This window comes from Pseudoalteromonas sp. GutCa3 (assembly GCF_002836155.1).
In the GTDB taxonomy this organism is placed as follows: Bacteria; Pseudomonadota; Gammaproteobacteria; order Enterobacterales; family Alteromonadaceae; genus Pseudoalteromonas; species Pseudoalteromonas arctica.
Genome location: NZ_PJBK01000033.1, coordinates 1 through 18,016, shown reverse-complemented (window position 1 = coordinate 18,016; position 18,016 = coordinate 1). Strand labels below are relative to the sequence as shown.

The following is an 18,016-nucleotide window of genomic DNA, read 5'->3' as shown; positions in this document are numbered from 1 at the left end:
TAGCTATATGATAATGTCTATCATTTACAATTACCTTTTTGGACTTCTTTGCTATGAAATTACTATTTAAACCAGCCAAAACTTTAGGTGCAAGCCTTTTACTAGCCTCGGCGTTTATGGCTCAACCAGTATTAGCTAACGGCCCTATTGGCGAGCATGTTAATCATCTTCAAGCTAACCTTAAAAGTTACGCAGAAGAAGTAGAATGGATGGTAGGCAAAGTTGATACCATGGTAAGCGACTACGACACTAAAGGCGCAAAAGCTGTAAAAACTGATGATTTAATTGAATACTGGGAATCAGTTAAGTTTCACAGCGCAATAGAAACTAACTTTGTACCGGTATACGCTTCTATTTGGCAGGGTCTTTATGGCGTAAAAATGGCCATTGATAATAAACAGCCTGCTGAGGAAGTTCGTAAACAGCAAAAAGCGATGAACATAGCCTTGTGGCAAGGCCTTGGGGCTGTTAAGCTTGCTGCAAAATTCCAGCAAAAAGGCTTGTTAGACACTGTAAAAGCAACCGCTACAACTCAAATGACACAAAGTGCCACAATTGATGAAATTAAGCACAAATTAGACCGTGTAGTAGCTAAGTTTGCTGAGCGTTTACAAGACGAAGCAACTGAAATTGTTCACGATACTTATCTACACCTGTTTGAAGGCGTTGAAGGTACACTTATTGAGCAAGACGCTAACCTAGTTGAAGTGCTGGAAAAAGACTTTAACGTAACACTGCCACTAGCAATTAAAAACAGCAAAAGCGTAGATGAAGTACGCGATGTGATCAGTGATATGCAAACAAAATTAGACCGCGCTAAGGTTTTAATAGAAAAAGCCGAAAAAGCCCGTAAGGATGTATTTTAAGTGAAGCGTAGGACCTTTATTCAAGGCCTAGCTGCGTTAGGGGTGGTTGGCTCATTGCCACTGCCTCTTTCTCGTGCGCTAGCCGCTGATATAGCAAACCCAGTTTCTGTTGATGATTTACCAAAGCTTAAAGGCGAGTTAACCCTTTATTTAGGCCGAGGCGAAGGTGGTTTGTATGAAAACGTATTACAAGCAATCCAGAAAAAAAATCCAGACTTTAAACTCGGTATACGCCGAGGTCCTACTGCTGCTTTAGCAAATACGATTGTTGCAGAAGCTAAAGCCGGCGTTCGCCGCGCTGATTTATTTTGGGCGGTTGATTCAGGCGCGATTGGTTTAGTAACCGATGCAGGCCTTGCACAACCTATCCCAGGTGATTTATCTGCTCAGTTACAACCACAATTTAGATATAAAGAGTGGGCTCCAGTAACTGGCCGTATTCGTACATTGCCATATAACACGTCGCGTTTGACCAAAGATCAAATTCCAACAAGTATTATGGAAATTGCCGACAGCGATTTAAGTATTGGCTGGGCACCCGCCTACGCTTCTTTTCAATCGTTTGTAACCGCAATGCGAATTTTAGAAGGCGATGACAAAACCGCTAAGTGGCTTAAAAAGATTAAAAAACGCGCTAAAACATACGCTGGTGAATTAGGTGTTGTTATGGGCGTTGAACGCGGTGAAGTTGATATTGGTTTTGCTAATCATTATTACACATTGCGTTTAAAATCAGGCAAGCCTGATGCTAAGCTTGATTTAGCATTTACACAAAATGATGCGGGCTGTTTAGTTAATGCATCGGGTGTATTAGCGCTTAACGACGATCCGCTTGCTACTAACTTTATGCGTTACTTACTAAGTAAAGAAGTACAAGGTTACTTAGCCAGTGAAGCGTACGAAATTCCGTTAGTAAATGGTATTACCCAACCTGAGGGTCTACCATCACTTGCTAATATTTCTCCACCTAAAGTAGATTTAACACAGCTTGCTGATTTACGCCCTACTATAGATTTGATGCGTAGCAGCGGCGTATTGTAATGAGAATACCTGCCTCTTATCCAATGGCGCTGCTTGCAGCGCTTGTTGCGCTTACCCCTGTTTATGTATTAATAGTGCTTGCAAGCGATGCAAGCTCAGTGTTTGACACCCACAATCTTCAAATTTTAGGTAACACGTTATCGTTAATGGGTTTAACGGTACTCGGATCTATTTTAATTGGTGTGCCACTGGCGTTTATTAGCGCGTATGTGCATTTGCCATTTAAAAAACTCTGGCTGGTTGTATTTGCAGCGCCGCTGGCAATCCCCAGTTATATTGGCGCGTTTACACTTTATGCTGCTTTTGGCCCCGGTGGCGAAATAAACACCTTAACAGGAATAGAAACACCATCAATGTATGGCCTAACAGGCGCTGCAATTGTGATGACGCTTTATACTTTCCCGTTTGTAATGATGACAACTCGCTCATCCCTACTAAGCCTTGATGCAAGCATGGTTAATGCCGCGCGTACGCTGGGTATGTCGATGACGCAAAGTATATTTAAAGTTATATTACCGCGCGTAGTTAACGGTATTGCAGCAGGCTCTTTGTTAGTAGCGCTTTATACGTTATCAGACTTTGGCACGCCCGCAATGATGCGCTTAGATACGTTTACCCGCGTAATTTACGTTGAATACAACGCTTTTGCGTTAGGGCGCGCAGCCATGCTTTCGCTTCAACTGATGGTTATTGTTGGCTTTTTACTTTTAGTTGAATCACAAATAAAAACAGCCCCTGAGCGCCAAGGTCGCCCGTTAATTTTATTCCCAAGCAAACTACAGTTAAGTGCAATATTTATTACGTTTGCACCTGTTTTGCTACTCGCTATTGGCTTGCCTTTGGCTATATTTTCGCTTTGGTTAGCTCGTGATGGTTTTAGCTCATTTGATTTTAATATTGCGTGGAACTCTACGTATGCATCGGGTATTGCGGCAATTGTAGCCGTTATCGTTGCGATCCCCGTTGCACATGCCGCACTTAGTGGAAAAGCGGGTCGTATAATGGAGCGTGTTACTTACTTTGGTTTTGGTATTCCGGGTATAGTAATGGGCACAGCGCTTGTTTACGGTGGTTTGCAGTTACCGTTTTTATACCAAACACTGGGATTGCTTATTATTGCTTATATGCTGCGATTTTTACCACTTGCTGTAGGCTCTGTTAGAACAAGCACCGAACACTTAGATCCAAGCTTAGTAAAGTCTGCGCGCGTATTAGGGGCAAGCCCACGTGAAGTATTTACTCGTATAACACTGCCTTTAACTATGCGCGGTATTATCGCCGGTGCAGCACTGGTGTTTTTAGAGTCAATGCGCGAACTAGAAGCCACGCTATTACTTGGCCCAACAGGGTTTGAAACCCTTTCTACCTATTTATGGCGTGTATACGAAGCGGGCTATTTTGGTCGCGCCGCTATTCCAGGATTATTGTTAGTAGTGATATCTGCCTGCGGGTTAGCTATTATGATGTCTGGCGAAAAACGCAACCAGTTTGAACATTAAGGATTTAATAAACAATGCTATCTGTAAGTCAGTTGTCTATAGATTATGGCAGTAACCGCGTAGTAAGCGATTTAAACTTATCGCTAGGTGAAAACGAAATCCTTATGCTTGTAGGGCCAACAGGTTGTGGTAAAAGTACAATTTTACAAGCCCTTGCTGGCCTTATACCTATTAGCGAAGGCGAAATAAACACGGGTAAATGGCGCGCTACACCCAAATTAACAATACCTCCTGAAAAACGCAGTGTAGGTATGGTGTTTCAAGATTTTGCGTTATTTCCGCACTTAACCGTACAGCAAAACATTTGCTTTAGATTAAAAGATACAGCCCCTGCTGAGTATTGGATAAACCTACTTGGACTGAGCGATTTTAGAGATAAAAAACCAGCAACACTTTCTGGCGGACAAAAGCAACGTGTAGCACTTGCGCGCACCCTAGCCCACCAACCTGACTTTGTTTTGCTTGATGAACCGCTTTCTAACTTAGATGCAGCCCTTAAAGACATGCTTCGTTGGGATATTAGAAACGCACTTAAAGCCGCTGGCGTGCCTGCGATTTGGGTAACACACGACCAAGAAGAAGCACTCTCAGTTGGCGATCGTGTTGGTGTACTTAAAGGCGGCAAAATTCAGCAAATCGATACACCCGAGCGCTGCTTTAGTACCCCAAACAATCGCTTTGTGGCACGTTTTTTAGGTGAAGCCAGCTTTATTAGCGGCCAATTTAGCCAAGGACAAGCCACTACCTCAATTGGTAATGCGCCAGCTCATGGCGTTGACTGTGAAAGTGGCGACGTTGATGTACTACTTCGACCAGACGATGTGTTACTTGTACAAAGCAGTGTTGGCAATAACGGCGAAGTAATTTGGGTACGTTTTGAAGGTGGCAGCCGCTTGTGCGCTGTAAAACTTGCGTGCTCTACTGTTGTAACTAGTCGAGTAAGCCATGAAGTTGTGGTAAACCCTGGCGACGAAGTGCATGTATCACTAAGTACCTCGCACCCACTAGCGGTTTATAAACAAGAAGCTTAACTACTTTTTTACTTACATAAACCAAAAAGCCCATATATATGGGCTTTTTAATAGGTATTGCTATGTATGTTACTAACTAAATTCGAAGCACTACCACTCAAACATGTAGGCCATTTTGCTTATTGTTTTAAGCGGGACATTATGCGAGTTACGTTTAGCATATAAGTGCTGCATTGATTTGTCTTTCACTTCACCCACTATCACTTCTTTTACTTGATAACCTAAAGCAACAGCAGCTTGAGTGTAAGCTATAAATTCCCACTTTTTAATATTGGTGTTATCTACAATTACCAATGGCATACCTTGAGCAAGTGCATTTATAAAGCGCGCTAAATTTAAATTATGAAATTGCGACAATTTAAATTTATCGAAATGATATTCGCCCTGCTCATTAATAAAGTAATCATCAGTTGAGCAGATTAGGTATTGGCTTTCGTCAACTCCACCTAATTCGTCAGCAAGGCTTTGCGCGTAGTAAGACTTACCGCTTCCTGGTAGTCCTCGTAAAATAAAAACTTGTTTCATAGCATCGATTTTTTAAGTGTGAATAAATAGTAATTTGATTTGTTTGTTAATAATGCCACAAAATCATTAAATTTAAGAGCAACAAATCATAATAGTAGCAATTAAACTCTAAAAACTGTTTAAAAATAAACCGCATGCATAAAAACTTTTAAAGAGTTGCCCACAATAGTTTTTTTATTCAACTTTACTAGGTAAGATACAGGGTTCAAGTGCAGCGCCGTTTATGTGCAATTTATGCCCGAGTGCTGCGCACAGTTAAAATAAAATAGTTAGGCAACTTATATCATTGGAGTGAAGATGAGCCATTTAGCGATTTCAGAGCTATTAAAAGGCAATGTTGCGGTAGACAGCCAAGTAACAATTAAGGGCTGGATCCGTACTCGCCGCGATTCAAAAGCAGGAATTTCATTTTTAGCCGTTCATGACGGTTCGTGTTTTGATCCTATTCAAGCGGTAGTTCCTAATTCACTGAATAATTATGATGAAGTTACTAGCTTAACAGCCGGTTGTTCTGTGTCGGTTACTGGTGTTTTAGTACAATCTGCTGGTCAAGGTCAATCTTACGAAATTCAAGCTAATACAGTGACTGTATTAGGTTGGGTAGAAAACCCAGATTCATACCCAATGTCGGCAAAGCGCCACAGCATTGAGTACTTACGTGAGCACGCTCACCTTCGCCCTCGTACAAATATGATTGGCGCGGTAACTCGTGTACGTAACTGTTTAGCACAAGCTATTCACCGTTTTTACCACGAGCAAGGCTTTTACTGGATCAGCACGCCAATTATTACAGCAAGTGACTGTGAAGGCGCTGGCGAAATGTTTCGTGTATCTACGCTTGATATGCAAAACTTACCGCTTACAGACAAAGGCGAAGTTGATTACAGCGAAGATTTCTTCGGTAAAGAAGCATTCCTTACTGTATCTGGCCAGTTAAATGGCGAAACTTACGCTTCTGCAATGTCAAAAATTTACACGTTTGGCCCAACATTCCGTGCAGAGAATTCAAATACATCACGCCACCTTGCAGAATTTTGGATGGTAGAGCCTGAAGTTGCGTTTGCTGATTTAGAAGACATCGCAAAACTTGCTGAAAATATGCTTAAGTATGTGTTTAAAGCCGTACTTGAAGAGCGCCGTGATGACATGGAATTTTTTGCACAACGTGTAGAAAAAACCGCAATTACGCGTTTGGAAGAATTTGTAGAAAAAGACTTCGCGCAGGTAAATTACACTGAAGCAGTAGAAATCCTTAAAAACTGTGGTAAAAAGTTTGAGTACGCTGTTGAATGGGGTGTAGATTTACAGTCTGAGCACGAGCGTTACTTAGCTGAAGAACACTTTAAAGCACCGGTAGTTATTAAAAACTACCCACGTGACATTAAAGCATTCTACATGCGCCAAAACGAAGACGGTAAGACCGTTGCCGCAATGGACATTGTAGCACCCGGTATTGGTGAGATCATTGGTGGTTCACAACGTGAAGAACGCCTTGATGTACTTGATGCACGCTTAGAAGAAATGGGCTTAAACAAAGAAGATTACAGCTGGTACCGCGATTTACGTAAATACGGTAGCGTGCCGCACTCAGGCTTTGGTTTAGGCTTTGAACGCTTAGTTGCTTATGTAACAGGTATGGGCAACGTACGTGACGTTATTGCCTTCCCTCGTACTAAAGGCAGCGCAACTTACTAATACTAAGTTAGCCGTTTATAAATACTAAAAACCAGCCAATTGGCTGGTTTTTTTGTGTCTTTAATTTACCGAATAAAAAAGCCGCAGCACTCAAAGAGCACCACGGCTTTCAACCAGAATAAATTTTGCTTAATTAAGCGCTATAAAGCACTTTCGAGCTGTGGCAGTACTTCAAATAAGTCAGCCACTAACCCGTAATCTGCAACTTGAAAAATAGGTGCGTCAGGGTCTTTATTAATCGCGACGATTACTTTTGAGTCTTTCATACCGGCTAAATGCTGAATAGCACCGCTAATACCTACTGCAATGTATAAATTAGGTGCTACAATTTTACCTGTTTGCCCAACTTGCATGTCGTTAGGTACAAAGCCTGCATCAACCGCTGCGCGCGACGCACCAATCGCAGCACCGAGTTTATCGGCAATACCATTAAGTAGTGCAAAGTTTTCACCGTTTTGCATACCGCGACCACCCGATATAACCACAGTGGCAGCCGTAAGTTCAGGGCGTTCAGACTCTGTTTGTTCAACACTTACAAAGCTACTTAATTGCGAATCAGACACTGTATCAATGCTTGTTATAGCCGCTGCTGATTGCTCGCCTTGTAAATCAAAGCTACTAGCACGTACGGTAATTACTTTTTTACTGTCGAGTGATTTAACTGTTGCGATTGCATTACCTGCATAAATTGGACGTTTAAATGTATCGGCGTCCACTACTGCGATAATTTCAGAAATTTGCGCAACATCTAATAACGCAGCAACACGTGGCATAAAGTTTTTGCCTGTTGTAGTAGCACTTGCAACAATGTGGCTGTAGATGTCGCTAAGCGATAAAACTAAATCGGTCATGCTCTCAGCTAACTGATGTTCATAAACGCTATTATCGGCAACTAAAACATTAGCTACGCCATCAATGCTGGCCACTTGTGAGCTCATTGCGCTTAGGCTGTTACCTGCAATAAGTACATCAACAGGAAAACCTATTTTTACTGCAGCGTTAATAGTTTTTGAGGTTTCTGGTTTTAAGGCACCGTTGTCGTGCTCTGCAATTACGAGTGTTTTCATTTAAATCACCTTTGCCTCTGTTTTTAATTTTTCTACAAGCTGTGCAACGTCTTCAACAATAATTCCTGCGGTACGTTTAGCTGGCTCTTCTACACTTATTAATTGAATACGCGGTGTTAAATCAACACCAAGCGAATCAGCTGCTATTACTTCAAGCGGCTTACGTTTGGCTTTCATAATATTTGGCAGTGATGCGTAACGAGGCTCGTTTAAGCGTAAATCAGTTGTAACAACCGCCGGTAAATTAAGTGCTACCGTTTGCAGGCCCCCATCAACTTCGCGGGTCACGTTTACTTTGCCATTTTCAATAACAACCTTGGATGCAAATGTACCCTGCCCACGTTTAGTTAAAGCCGCTAGCATTTGACCTGTCTGGTTATTATCTGAATCGATTGACTGTTTACCTAAAATTATAAGTTCAGGAGATTCTTGCTCTACAATTTTAGCGAGTAGCTTTGCAATATGGAGTGACTCGAGCTTTTCATCGGTTTCGATGTGAATGGCTTTGTCGGCACCCAGTGCTAATGCTGTGCGCAATTGCTCTTGAGATGCTTTTGGACCAATAGTTACGGCAACCACTTCAGTGGCGGTACCGGCTTCTTTAAGGCGAATTGCTTCTTCTATAGCAATCTCACAAAACGGGTTCATTGCCATTTTAACGTTGGTTAAATCAACGTCGCTGTTATCACTTTTAACGCGTGCTTTTACGTTGTAATCAATCACTCTTTTTATTGGTACGAGAACTTTCATAGGAACTCCATAATTATTTAAACCTACAAGGTAACGTGCACGTCAACCTATTTATTTTATGAAATTAGACTACTTCCTGTTGACGTAAACGTCAACCTAAAATAACCTTTAACTATTCACAGTCTGTAACGTTTAATTTGCAAAGTTATAAATAGGCTGTACACCTTATTTAAATGCGTAGTAAACATTCAAATAAGTCCGTCATAGATAAAGAGGTTATTATGGTCGAACGTGAAACCATGGAATTTGATGTAGTAATTGTTGGTGCAGGCCCTGCTGGGCTTTCAAGTGCAATTAAACTCGCGCAATTAGCACAAGAAAAACAACAAGAGTGCATGATTTGCGTAGTCGAAAAAGGTTCTGAAGTAGGTGCACATGTACTCTCTGGTGCTGTATTTGAAACCAGAGCTTTGGATGAACTACTACCTAATTGGCAAGCGCTTGGCGCACCGGTTACAACCAAAGTAACTAATGATGAAATTTATTGGTTTAATAACGAGCAAAAAGCGACATCAATCCCCCACTTTGCTACACCAAAAACATTTCATAATGACGGTAACTACATTGTATCTATGGGTAATGTATGTCGATGGCTTGCTGAGCAAGCTGAAAGCTTAGGCGTAGAGATTTTTCCAGGATTTAGCGCACACTCTTTAATAATTGAAGATAAAGCAGTAAAAGGCATTATTACTGGTGATATGGGTGTCGACAAAGACGGTAATGAAAAAGACGGTTACATGCCTGGCATGGAGCTTCGTGCAAAATACACTATATTTGCAGAAGGCTGCCGAGGTCACTTAGGTAAGCAGCTAATTAATGAGTTTGCACTTGATGCAGATTCATCGCCGCAGCATTACGGTTTAGGCTTTAAAGAAATTTGGCAAATTGATGAAAGTAAGCATGAGCTTGGCAAAGTTGTTCATGGTACAGGTTGGCCACTTAGCGGCGATACTAATGGTGGTGCATTCATGTATCACAGTGAAAACAACCAAGTCGTTGTAGGTTTAATTGTTGACTTAAATTACTCAAACCCACATTTAAGCCCGTTCGATGAGTTTCAGCGAATGAAGCACCATCCAGTATTTAAAAACGTACTTGAAGGCGCAGAACGCATTGCTTACGGTGCGCGTGCTATTGCTAAGGGCGGTTTACATTCATTACCAAAAATGCATTTTGCAGGTGGCTTACTTGTAGGGTGCGATGCAGGCACACTTAATTTTGCAAAAATTAAAGGTAATCACACTGCAATGAAATCGGGAATGGTTGCCGCTGAAGTTATTTTTGAAGCATTGCAAAATGAGTTGGCAAATACCGATTTAACTCATTATCAAACTGCGTTTGAGCAATCGTGGGCATATAAAGAGTTATATCAATCTCGTAACTTTGGCCCTGCAATGCACAAGCTCGGTAAGTTTGTAGGTGGTGCGTATAACACGCTTGATCAAAATATTTTCAATGGCGGTTTACCGTTTACATTTAAAGATAATACGCCCGATCACTCTACCCTTGTTGATGCTAACGCCGCTGACAAAATAGCGTACCCAAAGCCAGATGGACACCTTAGCTTTGATAAACTCTCAAGTGTGTTTTTATCAAATACTAACCACGAAGAATCACAGCCGTGTCATTTAAAGCTCAAAGATGCGTCAATTCCTATTAACGTGAACCTAGTGAAATTTGATGAACCTGCACAGCGTTATTGCCCTGCTGGCGTTTACGAAGTACAAGAAATAGCAGGCAATAAAGAGTTTGTTATTAACGCTCAAAACTGTGTGCATTGTAAAACCTGCGATATTAAAGACCCAAGCCAAAACATTACCTGGGTAACTCCAGAAGGTGCTGGTGGGCCAAACTACCCAAATATGTAACTAAATTATGCGTTATATACACATATAGTCACTTTTTTTACATATAAATTATAAACATATCCTAAATTGCAGGGGCTTCGGCCCCTTTTTTACGTTATGCTAATAGTAGTTTTAATAATAAGAGTGTTATCTATGCCGTCGTCAAAAGTTGTTTTTCGTTTTTTAGCAGAGCCTACCGATGTTAATTTTGGTGGTAAAGTTCATGGTGGGGCCGTCATGAAATGGATTGACCAAGCAGGCTATGCATGTGCTGCGGGTTGGAGTGGTCACTACTGCGTAACGGTTTCGGTTGCGGGTGTTAAATTTAGACGCCCAATTTTAGTGGGTCAAATAGTCGAAGTAGAAGCTAAAATTGCCCATACGGGTAGAAGTAGCATGCAAATATTTATACAAGTGCGTTGTGGCGATCCAAAAACACAAAATATGGTTGAAACAAATCATTGTGTTATCAGCTTTATTGCAATGGATGAAACGGGCTACCCTATAGAAGTGCCTTCGTTTAAAGCTGTAACAGAAGAAGATATTAAATTAGAAAATTACGCTATAAAAATGAAAGAAATAGCAATTGAAACAGAAAACTTGCTTCATACAGTGTAATTACTAGTTTAAATAATTCAGGCTATGTAAAAAACTCATTATACTTTGTAAAACATACAACTTATTTTAGAGTACTCAATTACACAAAAGTTCACTTTGATTATAAAACACGCTAAATACCGTAAAAACCAATACAAAAGAATTAATTAAGGCGTGTTTTTAATTCATTTTAATATTGGCACGCTCGCTGCAAGTAGATAATTGAAGTTTGATTAATGAAATCAAGCATTTGATTATTTTTTGTAAAGGAGCTATTCAATGATTAAAACACTTTCTCTTTCAGCTATTGCACTAGCAACACTGGGTTTTAACTCTGCAGCACACGCTGACATTTCTGATTTCGATTCTCCACGTATTTATACTGGTATCGGTTACGGTCAATATTCTTTTGAATTTGAAGACAGTGACAACGACACTGACTTTGACGACGATGCACAAATGCTTAAGGGTTACGTTGGTGCACAATTTAATGAGTACTTAAGCTTAGAGCTTGCTTATCAAAACTTTGATGAAGTAAGTGATATAGACAGCAAAGCTGAAATTGATGGCGTATCGCTTGCCGCACGTTTGGGCTACCCTATAACAGAAAGCTTTTCTGTGTATGCAAAAGGCGGTTGGCTTGAATGGGATGCAGATTACACACAAGATTTACCAGTAGGTGGCGTATCAGCGTCTACAGATGGTGGTGATGCATTTTACGGCGCTGGTATTGAATACGCGCTTACAACAAATGTACAGTTTCGTTTAGAGTACGAACGCTATAAACTTGATGACGATATTGACCCAGATATGGATGTAGCGTCTGTATCAGTTCAATACATGTTTTAATTAGTTTTTAGCATGTATAAAAGGTAAGCCTTAGGGCTTACCTTTTTTGTTTTAGGCCCTCTTTAAATATATTAATATAAACCAATCAGTCTAATAAATAACTTTAAACCGTGTGGTCTATAATGCCAAGTGCATTAAATAAGTATTCTATTATAGCACTAAGAAAATAGCGCAATAACAAGGCAAAATTATAATATATAGTTGTTATCACAAATTGCTCCCTGCATTGCTCTACCTCCTGCATCCATGCAGTCAGCTATGAATAATTCCTAACAAAGTAAGTGCGCTATTTAATGCAGTAGAATAATCATATTTTTAATAAAATTGTATACGCAATAAACTTGCTTACATTAATGCCATAAATGCTAAATGCGGGTAGAATAGCGCTCTATTTTATTTGTACCCGAGTACTATGAGCGATTATACCATTTCGGCTATTGGCCACATTCAATCTCCTTATAAACAAAAGTTTGCTATACCTAGGCAACCACGTTTAGTGCCACAAGCTAAAGCAAAGCTTATATTTGCCCCCGATTTTAATCGCGAAGAGTTTGTACGTGGTTTAGATGAATTTACTCATATTTGGTTGTTATTTCGTTTTCATGAAACAGCTGATAAAGGTTATTCTGCCATGGTGCGCCCGCCTCGTTTGGGTGGCAATGAGCGAAAAGGTGTATTTGCGACCCGCGCTACATTCAGACCAAACGCAATTGGAATGAGCGCCGTAAAACTTGAAGGTATTGAATATAAAAACGGACAACTTAGCTTATTACTCGCTGGTATTGATTTACTTGATGGCACACCGATTATTGACATAAAACCGTATTTGCCGTACTCAGACTCTATGCCGGATGCAAGTGCTGGCTTTGCTGACACGCGCCCAGAAACACAAATGACGGTTGAATTTAGCCCTCAAGCAATTGAGTTTGTTAATGCGCAAACACAATACCCAGATTTACATGATTTTATTGCCAATGTTTTAAAACAAGATCCCCGCCCTGCATATAAAAAACAAAAAGACGGCGAGCAGAGCTATGGCATGACTTTGTATAATTATAATATTTGCTGGCAAGTCAATGGCGAACATAACGTAGTTACAAGTATAGAAAAAAACTAAATAACTCAGTTAGCGCTTTAGTGTAAAAGCATCCGCTGGTAAACTTAAGCTCTATTAAAAGAATATAATTACTCTATTTCGGAAAAAACATGCGTACAAGCCAATATATACTCGCAACACTTAAAGAAACGCCATCAGATGCTGAAATCGTATCGCATCAGTTAATGCTTAGAGCCGGTATGATCCGCCGCGTCGCTTCGGGTTTATACACTTGGTTACCCTCTGGTTTACGCGTGCTACGTAAAGTAGAAAACATTGTACGTGAAGAGATGGACAAAGCGGGTGCAATTGAAATGCTAATGCCTGTTATTCAACCGGCTGATTTGTGGGAAGAGTCTGGCCGTTGGAATGAATTTGGTCCTGAGCTTATGCGCTTTACAGACCGTCATAACCGTACGTTTGCACTTGGTCCAACACACGAAGAAGTAATAACTGATTTCGTACGTAAAGAAATAAGCAGCTACAAGCAATTACCAGTTACTTTATACCAAGTACAAACTAAAGTACGCGACGAACGTCGTCCTCGTTTTGGTGTAATGCGTGCTCGTGAATTTACAATGAAAGATGCCTACTCTTTTCACTTAAGTGAAGAGTGTTTAGATGCGACTTATCAAGCGATGCACAAAGCATATTGTAATATTTTTGAGCGTTTAGGCCTTGATTACCGCCCTGTTATAGCCGATACAGGCTCTATTGGTGGTAGCGTATCGCACGAGTTTCATGTACTTGCTGAGTCGGGCGAAGATGCAATTGCATTTAGTGACGGCAGTGATTACGCCGCTAATATTGAAAAAGCAGAAGCACTGGCACCAAGCGAGCCTCGCCCTGAAGCATCAAAAGAGCTTAAAGCGTTTCCAACGCCTGATGCTAAAACGATTAACGAGCTTAAAAAACACTACGGTGTTAAGCCACATCGCGGTGTTAAAACGTTAATTGTTTATGGTACGCCTGATGAAAACGAAGTACGCGGTTTAGTAGCCCTAGTACTGCGTGGCGATCACGAATTAAATGAACTAAAAGCTGAAAAGCACCCATTAGTAGACTCTCCGCTTGAAATGGCAACAGAGACAGATATTGTTGCTGCTATTGGCGCAAAACCTGGCTCATTAGGCCCTGTCGGCTTATCTATGCCTATTATTGTTGATAGAACAGCTAACATACTTGCTGATTTTGTTGCCGGTGCAAATAAAGACGATGAGCATTACAGCGGTATTAACTGGGATCGTGACGTAACTGATTACGAAGTTGCTGATATTCGTAATATTGTTGAAGGCGATATGAGCCCATGTGGCCAAGGCGTTTTACAAATTAAACGTGGTATTGAGGTAGGTCATATTTTCCAACTTGGCACTAAATACTCAGAAGCGATGAAAGCGGGTGTATTAAACGAAGGTGGTAAAAACCAAACCATGACTATGGGTTGTTACGGTATTGGTGTTTCACGTATTGTTGCCGCTGCTATTGAGCAGAACAACGATCAATACGGGATCATTTGGCCAAAATCAATCGCGCCATTCGATTTAGCAATTGTTCCAATGAACATGCACAAATCGCATCGTATTCCTGATATTGCAAATAACCTTTACCAAGGTTTAAAAGATGCAGGTCTTGATGTGTTATTTGATGATCGTAAAGAGCGCCCTGGCGTTATGTTTAATGACATGGAGCTAATTGGTGTGCCATTTACGCTAGTAATTGGTGAGCGTAACCTTGACGAGAATAAAGTTGAGCTTAAAAACCGCCGTACAGGTGAAAAGCTAATGATTGATATCGATACAGCAATTGATGCAATTAAAGCAGCCGTTAAAGGTTAATAACACCCACGCTTAGAACAGACTATAAGGCCGCATTTAAAATGCGGCCTTTTTTATGCGCAATTAATAGCAATGCGTAATGGTAGCTGATCATCAACTCACCTTTCCTAAGGCGTGTTGATCTCGTGGGTTGAAATTTGTTCAATCTAGGGACGATTTAATCGCAGCTCGAAGTTTGCAACCTAGTAGACTCGATAATTGCTCCTGCGTTATTCTACTGACTTACATCCATGTAAGAATAAGTAAAGCCGAGCAAAGCTTCCGCGTCCTGCTTACGCCCCTTACCGACATCTATGTAGGCAACAAAGAGCTAATAGTCCCTATAAGAACTCAAAGGGCAGCGCATGTTTGGCATTTATACTGCGTTATCGCCTATTTATGGGGAATAACCACGCTACATATGATCTTCCATGCCTAAAAACCAAACAGTCTGCTGTAAAATCAATCACGAAAGGTCAACACGCCCTAGCTCTATATAAATATTTTAATTTCATGACTTTGTATAAATTGTCATAGAGACTTCGCTAAAGTGTCTCATAAGTGTCATTGGGTTTATCTACAGTGTTAATTATTACACTATGGATAACGGGCATGACAAACAATCAACAGCGTAAGAAACAACACTACCCTACTATTTGGATATCAGATGTTCATTTAGGTTACAAAGACTGTAAAGCCGATTATTTGCTCAATTTTTTAAACTCGGTAGAATCCGACACACTTTATTTAGTGGGTGATATTATTGATTTATGGTCGATGAAAAGACAGTTTTATTGGCACCCTTCGCATTATCAAGTATTGAGCTGTATACAACAAAAAGCAGTTAATGGTACACGCATCATTTATATACCCGGTAATCATGACGAAACGTTTAGGAACTATATAAATCAAACGTTATTTGGTATTGAAATCCACCAGCAGTTTATTCACACCACTAAAGCTAATAAACGTTTTTTACTCGTACACGGTGATGATTTTGATTCCGCGACACGCTATAACAAACTTATTAGTATCGCGGGCGATGCAGGATACGACTTTTTATTATTTTTAAACCGCTGGACCAATCGTATTCGAAAGCTATTTGGTGGTAATTACTACTCGCTTGCATCATGGATAAAAGCTCGCGTACACAAAGCACGTGAAGCAATTAAAGCCTTCGAAGATGCCGCAATTCATGAAGCTAAAAAGCAAAACGTAGACGGTATTATTTGTGGACACATTCATCATCCCAAAATAAAAATTGATGACGGAATTATGTATTGTAACGATGGAGATTGGATTGAGAGCTGTACAGCGCTGGTAGAGCAGCAAGATGGAAAAATTGAATTACTACATTGGTCAGACACACAATCCGTACTCGATAGCACCGACATAACAAAGTTAAATATATCAACAAATGCTAAACCAAAAAAATCAGCTGCATAAGCAGCTGATTCTCAATTAATAACTATTAACTTAGCCAGGTGATTAACTTATCTTTTAGCGTTCTTGGCTTGATTGGTTTAGTAATATAGTCGTTCATGCCTGCAGTTAAACAACGCTCTCTATCACCTTCCATCGCGCTTGCTGTCATAGCAATAATAGGAATGTGTGTGTAATCGACTCCGGCTTTACTATTTCTGATTTCACTTGTTGTATCGTACCCATTTAGATTAGGCATTTGGCAGTCCATTAAAATTACATCAAAGGATTGTTCTGTGTTTTCTCTCAATGCTTCTAATGCTTCTACGCCATCTGATGCACAGGTGATTTTTACTTTAGTACGTTTTAAAATCGCCTTAGCTACTTCAATGTTTATCATATTATCGTCTACTAATAATATATGATAAGCAGAAAGGTCAGGCTCTACTTGTTCTTCTGTTAAGCCCTTGGGTGGCGCTATAATACAGTCATTACTAGCACCAAATAAGCTGGCTAACTTATAGCTGAATTGATCTTGGGTAAGCGGTTTATTTAAAATATGGCTACCTTCAGGTAACACCATTTTAGTTGGTTTATCGGTCACCATGTCGCGTAAAATTAAGACGTACTTTTTATTAAACTGCTTACAGTAATCAATTAACGCATCAATTTGAGGATGCTCATCGTCAATCAATAATAAGTCAGCTTCAAACTCTTTATGCTCACTAAAGTAGTCGAGTCTTACAATGTTTTCTGCATTTACTTTACAGGTTAGTAGCAATAAATCGCACACGTTTTTATAAACGTTATCGCGCGCTATTAATGCCGCTACGTTAATACTTGTAGCAAGTTCAATACCTGTGTTTAGTTTTTTCTCTTGTGCTACATGTAGCTCAACTGTTGCGGTAAAGGTACTACCAGCACCCTTTTCACTTATAACCGTAATATTACCACCCATTAACTGAGCAAGTTTTTTACATATAGATAAGCCTAAGCCTGTACCACCAAAATGACGGGTTGTACTTGAATCTTCTTGTGTAAACACTTCAAATAGTTTGTCTATGTTCTCTGGCGCTATACCAATACCCGTGTCTTTTATTGTAAAGCTCATTAATAACTTTGAGTCGGTAATGTACTTAGAGCCGACAGTTAAACTTACTTCGCCTCGGTGGGTAAATTTAAATGCATTATTAACTAAGTTAATTAAAATTTGTTTTAGTCGATGGCTGTCGCCAATAACCATTCTATCTACTACATCTTTTGTATCTAAGAATACTTCAAGACCTTTGCGCTGGCCCTGTAACGCTAAAGAGCTAATCATATCGCTACATACTGTAACAACATCAAATGTATGATTATCAATATCAAGCTTACCCGCTTCAATTTTAGAAAAATCGAGAATATCGTTAATCAAATTCATCAGAGAGTTAGCACTACTATTAGCTAATTTTAAGTAATGGTATTGTTGTTCACTTAAGCCATCTTCTTTGAGCATTTCAAGCATACCCAAAACGCCATTCATCGGTGTGCGTATTTCGTGAGATATATTTGCTACAAAGTCACTTTTTGCTTGGCTCGCTGCTAATGCTTGATCAATTGCTCGCTCTAGCTCAACAGTTCTTTGTGAGACTTTTAGCTCTAAAGTACTGTTTAAGCCTTCAAGCTCTGATTGAGTATTTTTTAATGAACTAATATTTCTTAAAATAGCCGCTACCTGATAACGGTTATTGTAGACATCAAAAATACTACTGAGTGTAATTGAAAAGTATTGTTTGTTGCCATAACCATCTGTGTAGATAGCTTCAAACGGCATTTTTGATCCGTTTGAAATAGTCTCTTCTATACAGTTATTATCGGCTTCATTTAAGTTAAATAAAGAAACAAAGTCAGGGCTAGTGCCTGAGATTGAATTACCAA

Annotated in this window: 15 protein-coding genes; 11 read left to right on the top strand and 4 right to left on the bottom strand. The window is 40.0% G+C overall.

Features of this window, described 5'->3' with window-relative positions; genetic code table 11:
• Positions 1–53: 53 nt before the first annotated feature.
• From CXF64_RS06780 to CXF64_RS06765, 4 genes are read left to right on the top strand one after another with little or no spacing between them, the layout of a single operon-like run.
• Complete coding sequence (locus CXF64_RS06780; RefSeq protein WP_101216641.1) at positions 54–866, top strand: hypothetical protein; 813 nt, start codon at positions 54–56, stop codon at positions 864–866.
• Positions 867–1,907: an extracellular solute-binding protein gene (locus CXF64_RS06775; protein ID WP_010552741.1), complete on the top strand. Its 1,041-nt coding sequence runs from the start codon at positions 867–869 to the stop codon at positions 1,905–1,907.
• Positions 1,907–3,406 (top strand): ABC transporter permease, encoded by a 1,500-nt coding sequence (locus CXF64_RS06770; protein ID WP_024589223.1) that lies wholly within the window; start codon positions 1,907–1,909, stop codon positions 3,404–3,406. Before CXF64_RS06775 ends, CXF64_RS06770 begins: the two co-directional genes overlap by 1 nt.
• Before the next feature lie 14 nt (positions 3,407–3,420).
• Positions 3,421–4,437: an ABC transporter ATP-binding protein gene (locus tag CXF64_RS06765; RefSeq protein WP_101216640.1), complete on the top strand. Its 1,017-nt coding sequence runs from the start codon at positions 3,421–3,423 to the stop codon at positions 4,435–4,437.
• A gap of 90 nt (positions 4,438–4,527) precedes the next feature.
• Here CXF64_RS06765 and CXF64_RS06760 read toward each other — a convergent pair whose 3' ends face one another.
• Complete coding sequence (locus CXF64_RS06760; protein WP_007586798.1) at positions 4,528–4,962, bottom strand: ATP-binding protein; 435 nt, start codon at positions 4,960–4,962, stop codon at positions 4,528–4,530.
• A gap of 297 nt (positions 4,963–5,259) precedes the next feature.
• On the opposite strand from CXF64_RS06760, the gene asnS reads away from it, so the two are divergent.
• Complete coding sequence (gene asnS, locus CXF64_RS06755; protein ID WP_010552735.1) at positions 5,260–6,657, top strand: asparagine--tRNA ligase; 1,398 nt, start codon at positions 5,260–5,262, stop codon at positions 6,655–6,657.
• A gap of 140 nt (positions 6,658–6,797) precedes the next feature.
• On the opposite strand, the gene CXF64_RS06750 is transcribed toward asnS, so the two are convergent.
• Together CXF64_RS06750 and CXF64_RS06745 are read right to left on the bottom strand one after the other, a co-directional pair.
• The gene (locus CXF64_RS06750) at positions 6,798–7,724 is read right to left on the bottom strand and encodes an electron transfer flavoprotein subunit alpha/FixB family protein (protein WP_101216639.1); all 927 of its coding nucleotides are present in this window, start codon (positions 7,722–7,724) and stop codon (positions 6,798–6,800) included.
• On the bottom strand, positions 7,725–8,474 hold the full coding sequence (locus tag CXF64_RS06745) for an electron transfer flavoprotein subunit beta/FixA family protein (protein ID WP_101216638.1): 750 nt from the start codon (positions 8,472–8,474) through the stop codon (positions 7,725–7,727).
• Positions 8,475–8,695: 221 nt separating this feature from the next.
• On the opposite strand from CXF64_RS06745, the gene CXF64_RS06740 reads away from it, so the two are divergent.
• From CXF64_RS06740 to CXF64_RS06715, 6 genes are all read left to right on the top strand, one after another.
• Positions 8,696–10,342 carry an electron transfer flavoprotein-ubiquinone oxidoreductase gene (locus CXF64_RS06740; protein ID WP_101216637.1) on the top strand — a complete coding sequence of 549 codons (1,647 nt, stop codon included), beginning with the start codon at positions 8,696–8,698 and terminating at the stop codon, positions 10,340–10,342.
• A 132-nt stretch (positions 10,343–10,474) separates the two neighbouring features.
• Positions 10,475–10,939: an acyl-CoA thioesterase gene (locus tag CXF64_RS06735; protein ID WP_007586808.1), complete on the top strand. Its 465-nt coding sequence runs from the start codon at positions 10,475–10,477 to the stop codon at positions 10,937–10,939.
• A gap of 258 nt (positions 10,940–11,197) precedes the next feature.
• A complete protein-coding gene (locus tag CXF64_RS06730) occupies positions 11,198–11,767 on the top strand; it encodes an outer membrane beta-barrel protein (RefSeq protein ID WP_007586810.1) in 570 nt (189 codons plus the stop codon).
• Between the two features lie 412 nt (positions 11,768–12,179).
• Positions 12,180–12,884 (top strand): tRNA (N6-threonylcarbamoyladenosine(37)-N6)-methyltransferase TrmO, encoded by a 705-nt coding sequence (gene tsaA / locus CXF64_RS06725; protein ID WP_101216636.1) that lies wholly within the window; start codon positions 12,180–12,182, stop codon positions 12,882–12,884.
• Between the two features lie 89 nt (positions 12,885–12,973).
• On the top strand, positions 12,974–14,698 hold the full coding sequence (locus CXF64_RS06720) for a proline--tRNA ligase (protein ID WP_101216635.1): 1,725 nt from the start codon (positions 12,974–12,976) through the stop codon (positions 14,696–14,698).
• 591 nt (positions 14,699–15,289) lie between these two features.
• Positions 15,290–16,123, top strand: coding sequence for a UDP-2,3-diacylglucosamine diphosphatase (locus CXF64_RS06715; RefSeq protein ID WP_101216634.1), 834 nt, complete (start codon positions 15,290–15,292; stop codon positions 16,121–16,123).
• A 25-nt stretch (positions 16,124–16,148) separates the two neighbouring features.
• Here the strand turns inward: CXF64_RS06715 and CXF64_RS06710 are convergent.
• Positions 16,149–18,016 (bottom strand): ATP-binding protein (locus CXF64_RS06710; RefSeq protein WP_157823664.1); only part of this gene is annotated, 1,868 nt, incomplete at its 5' end.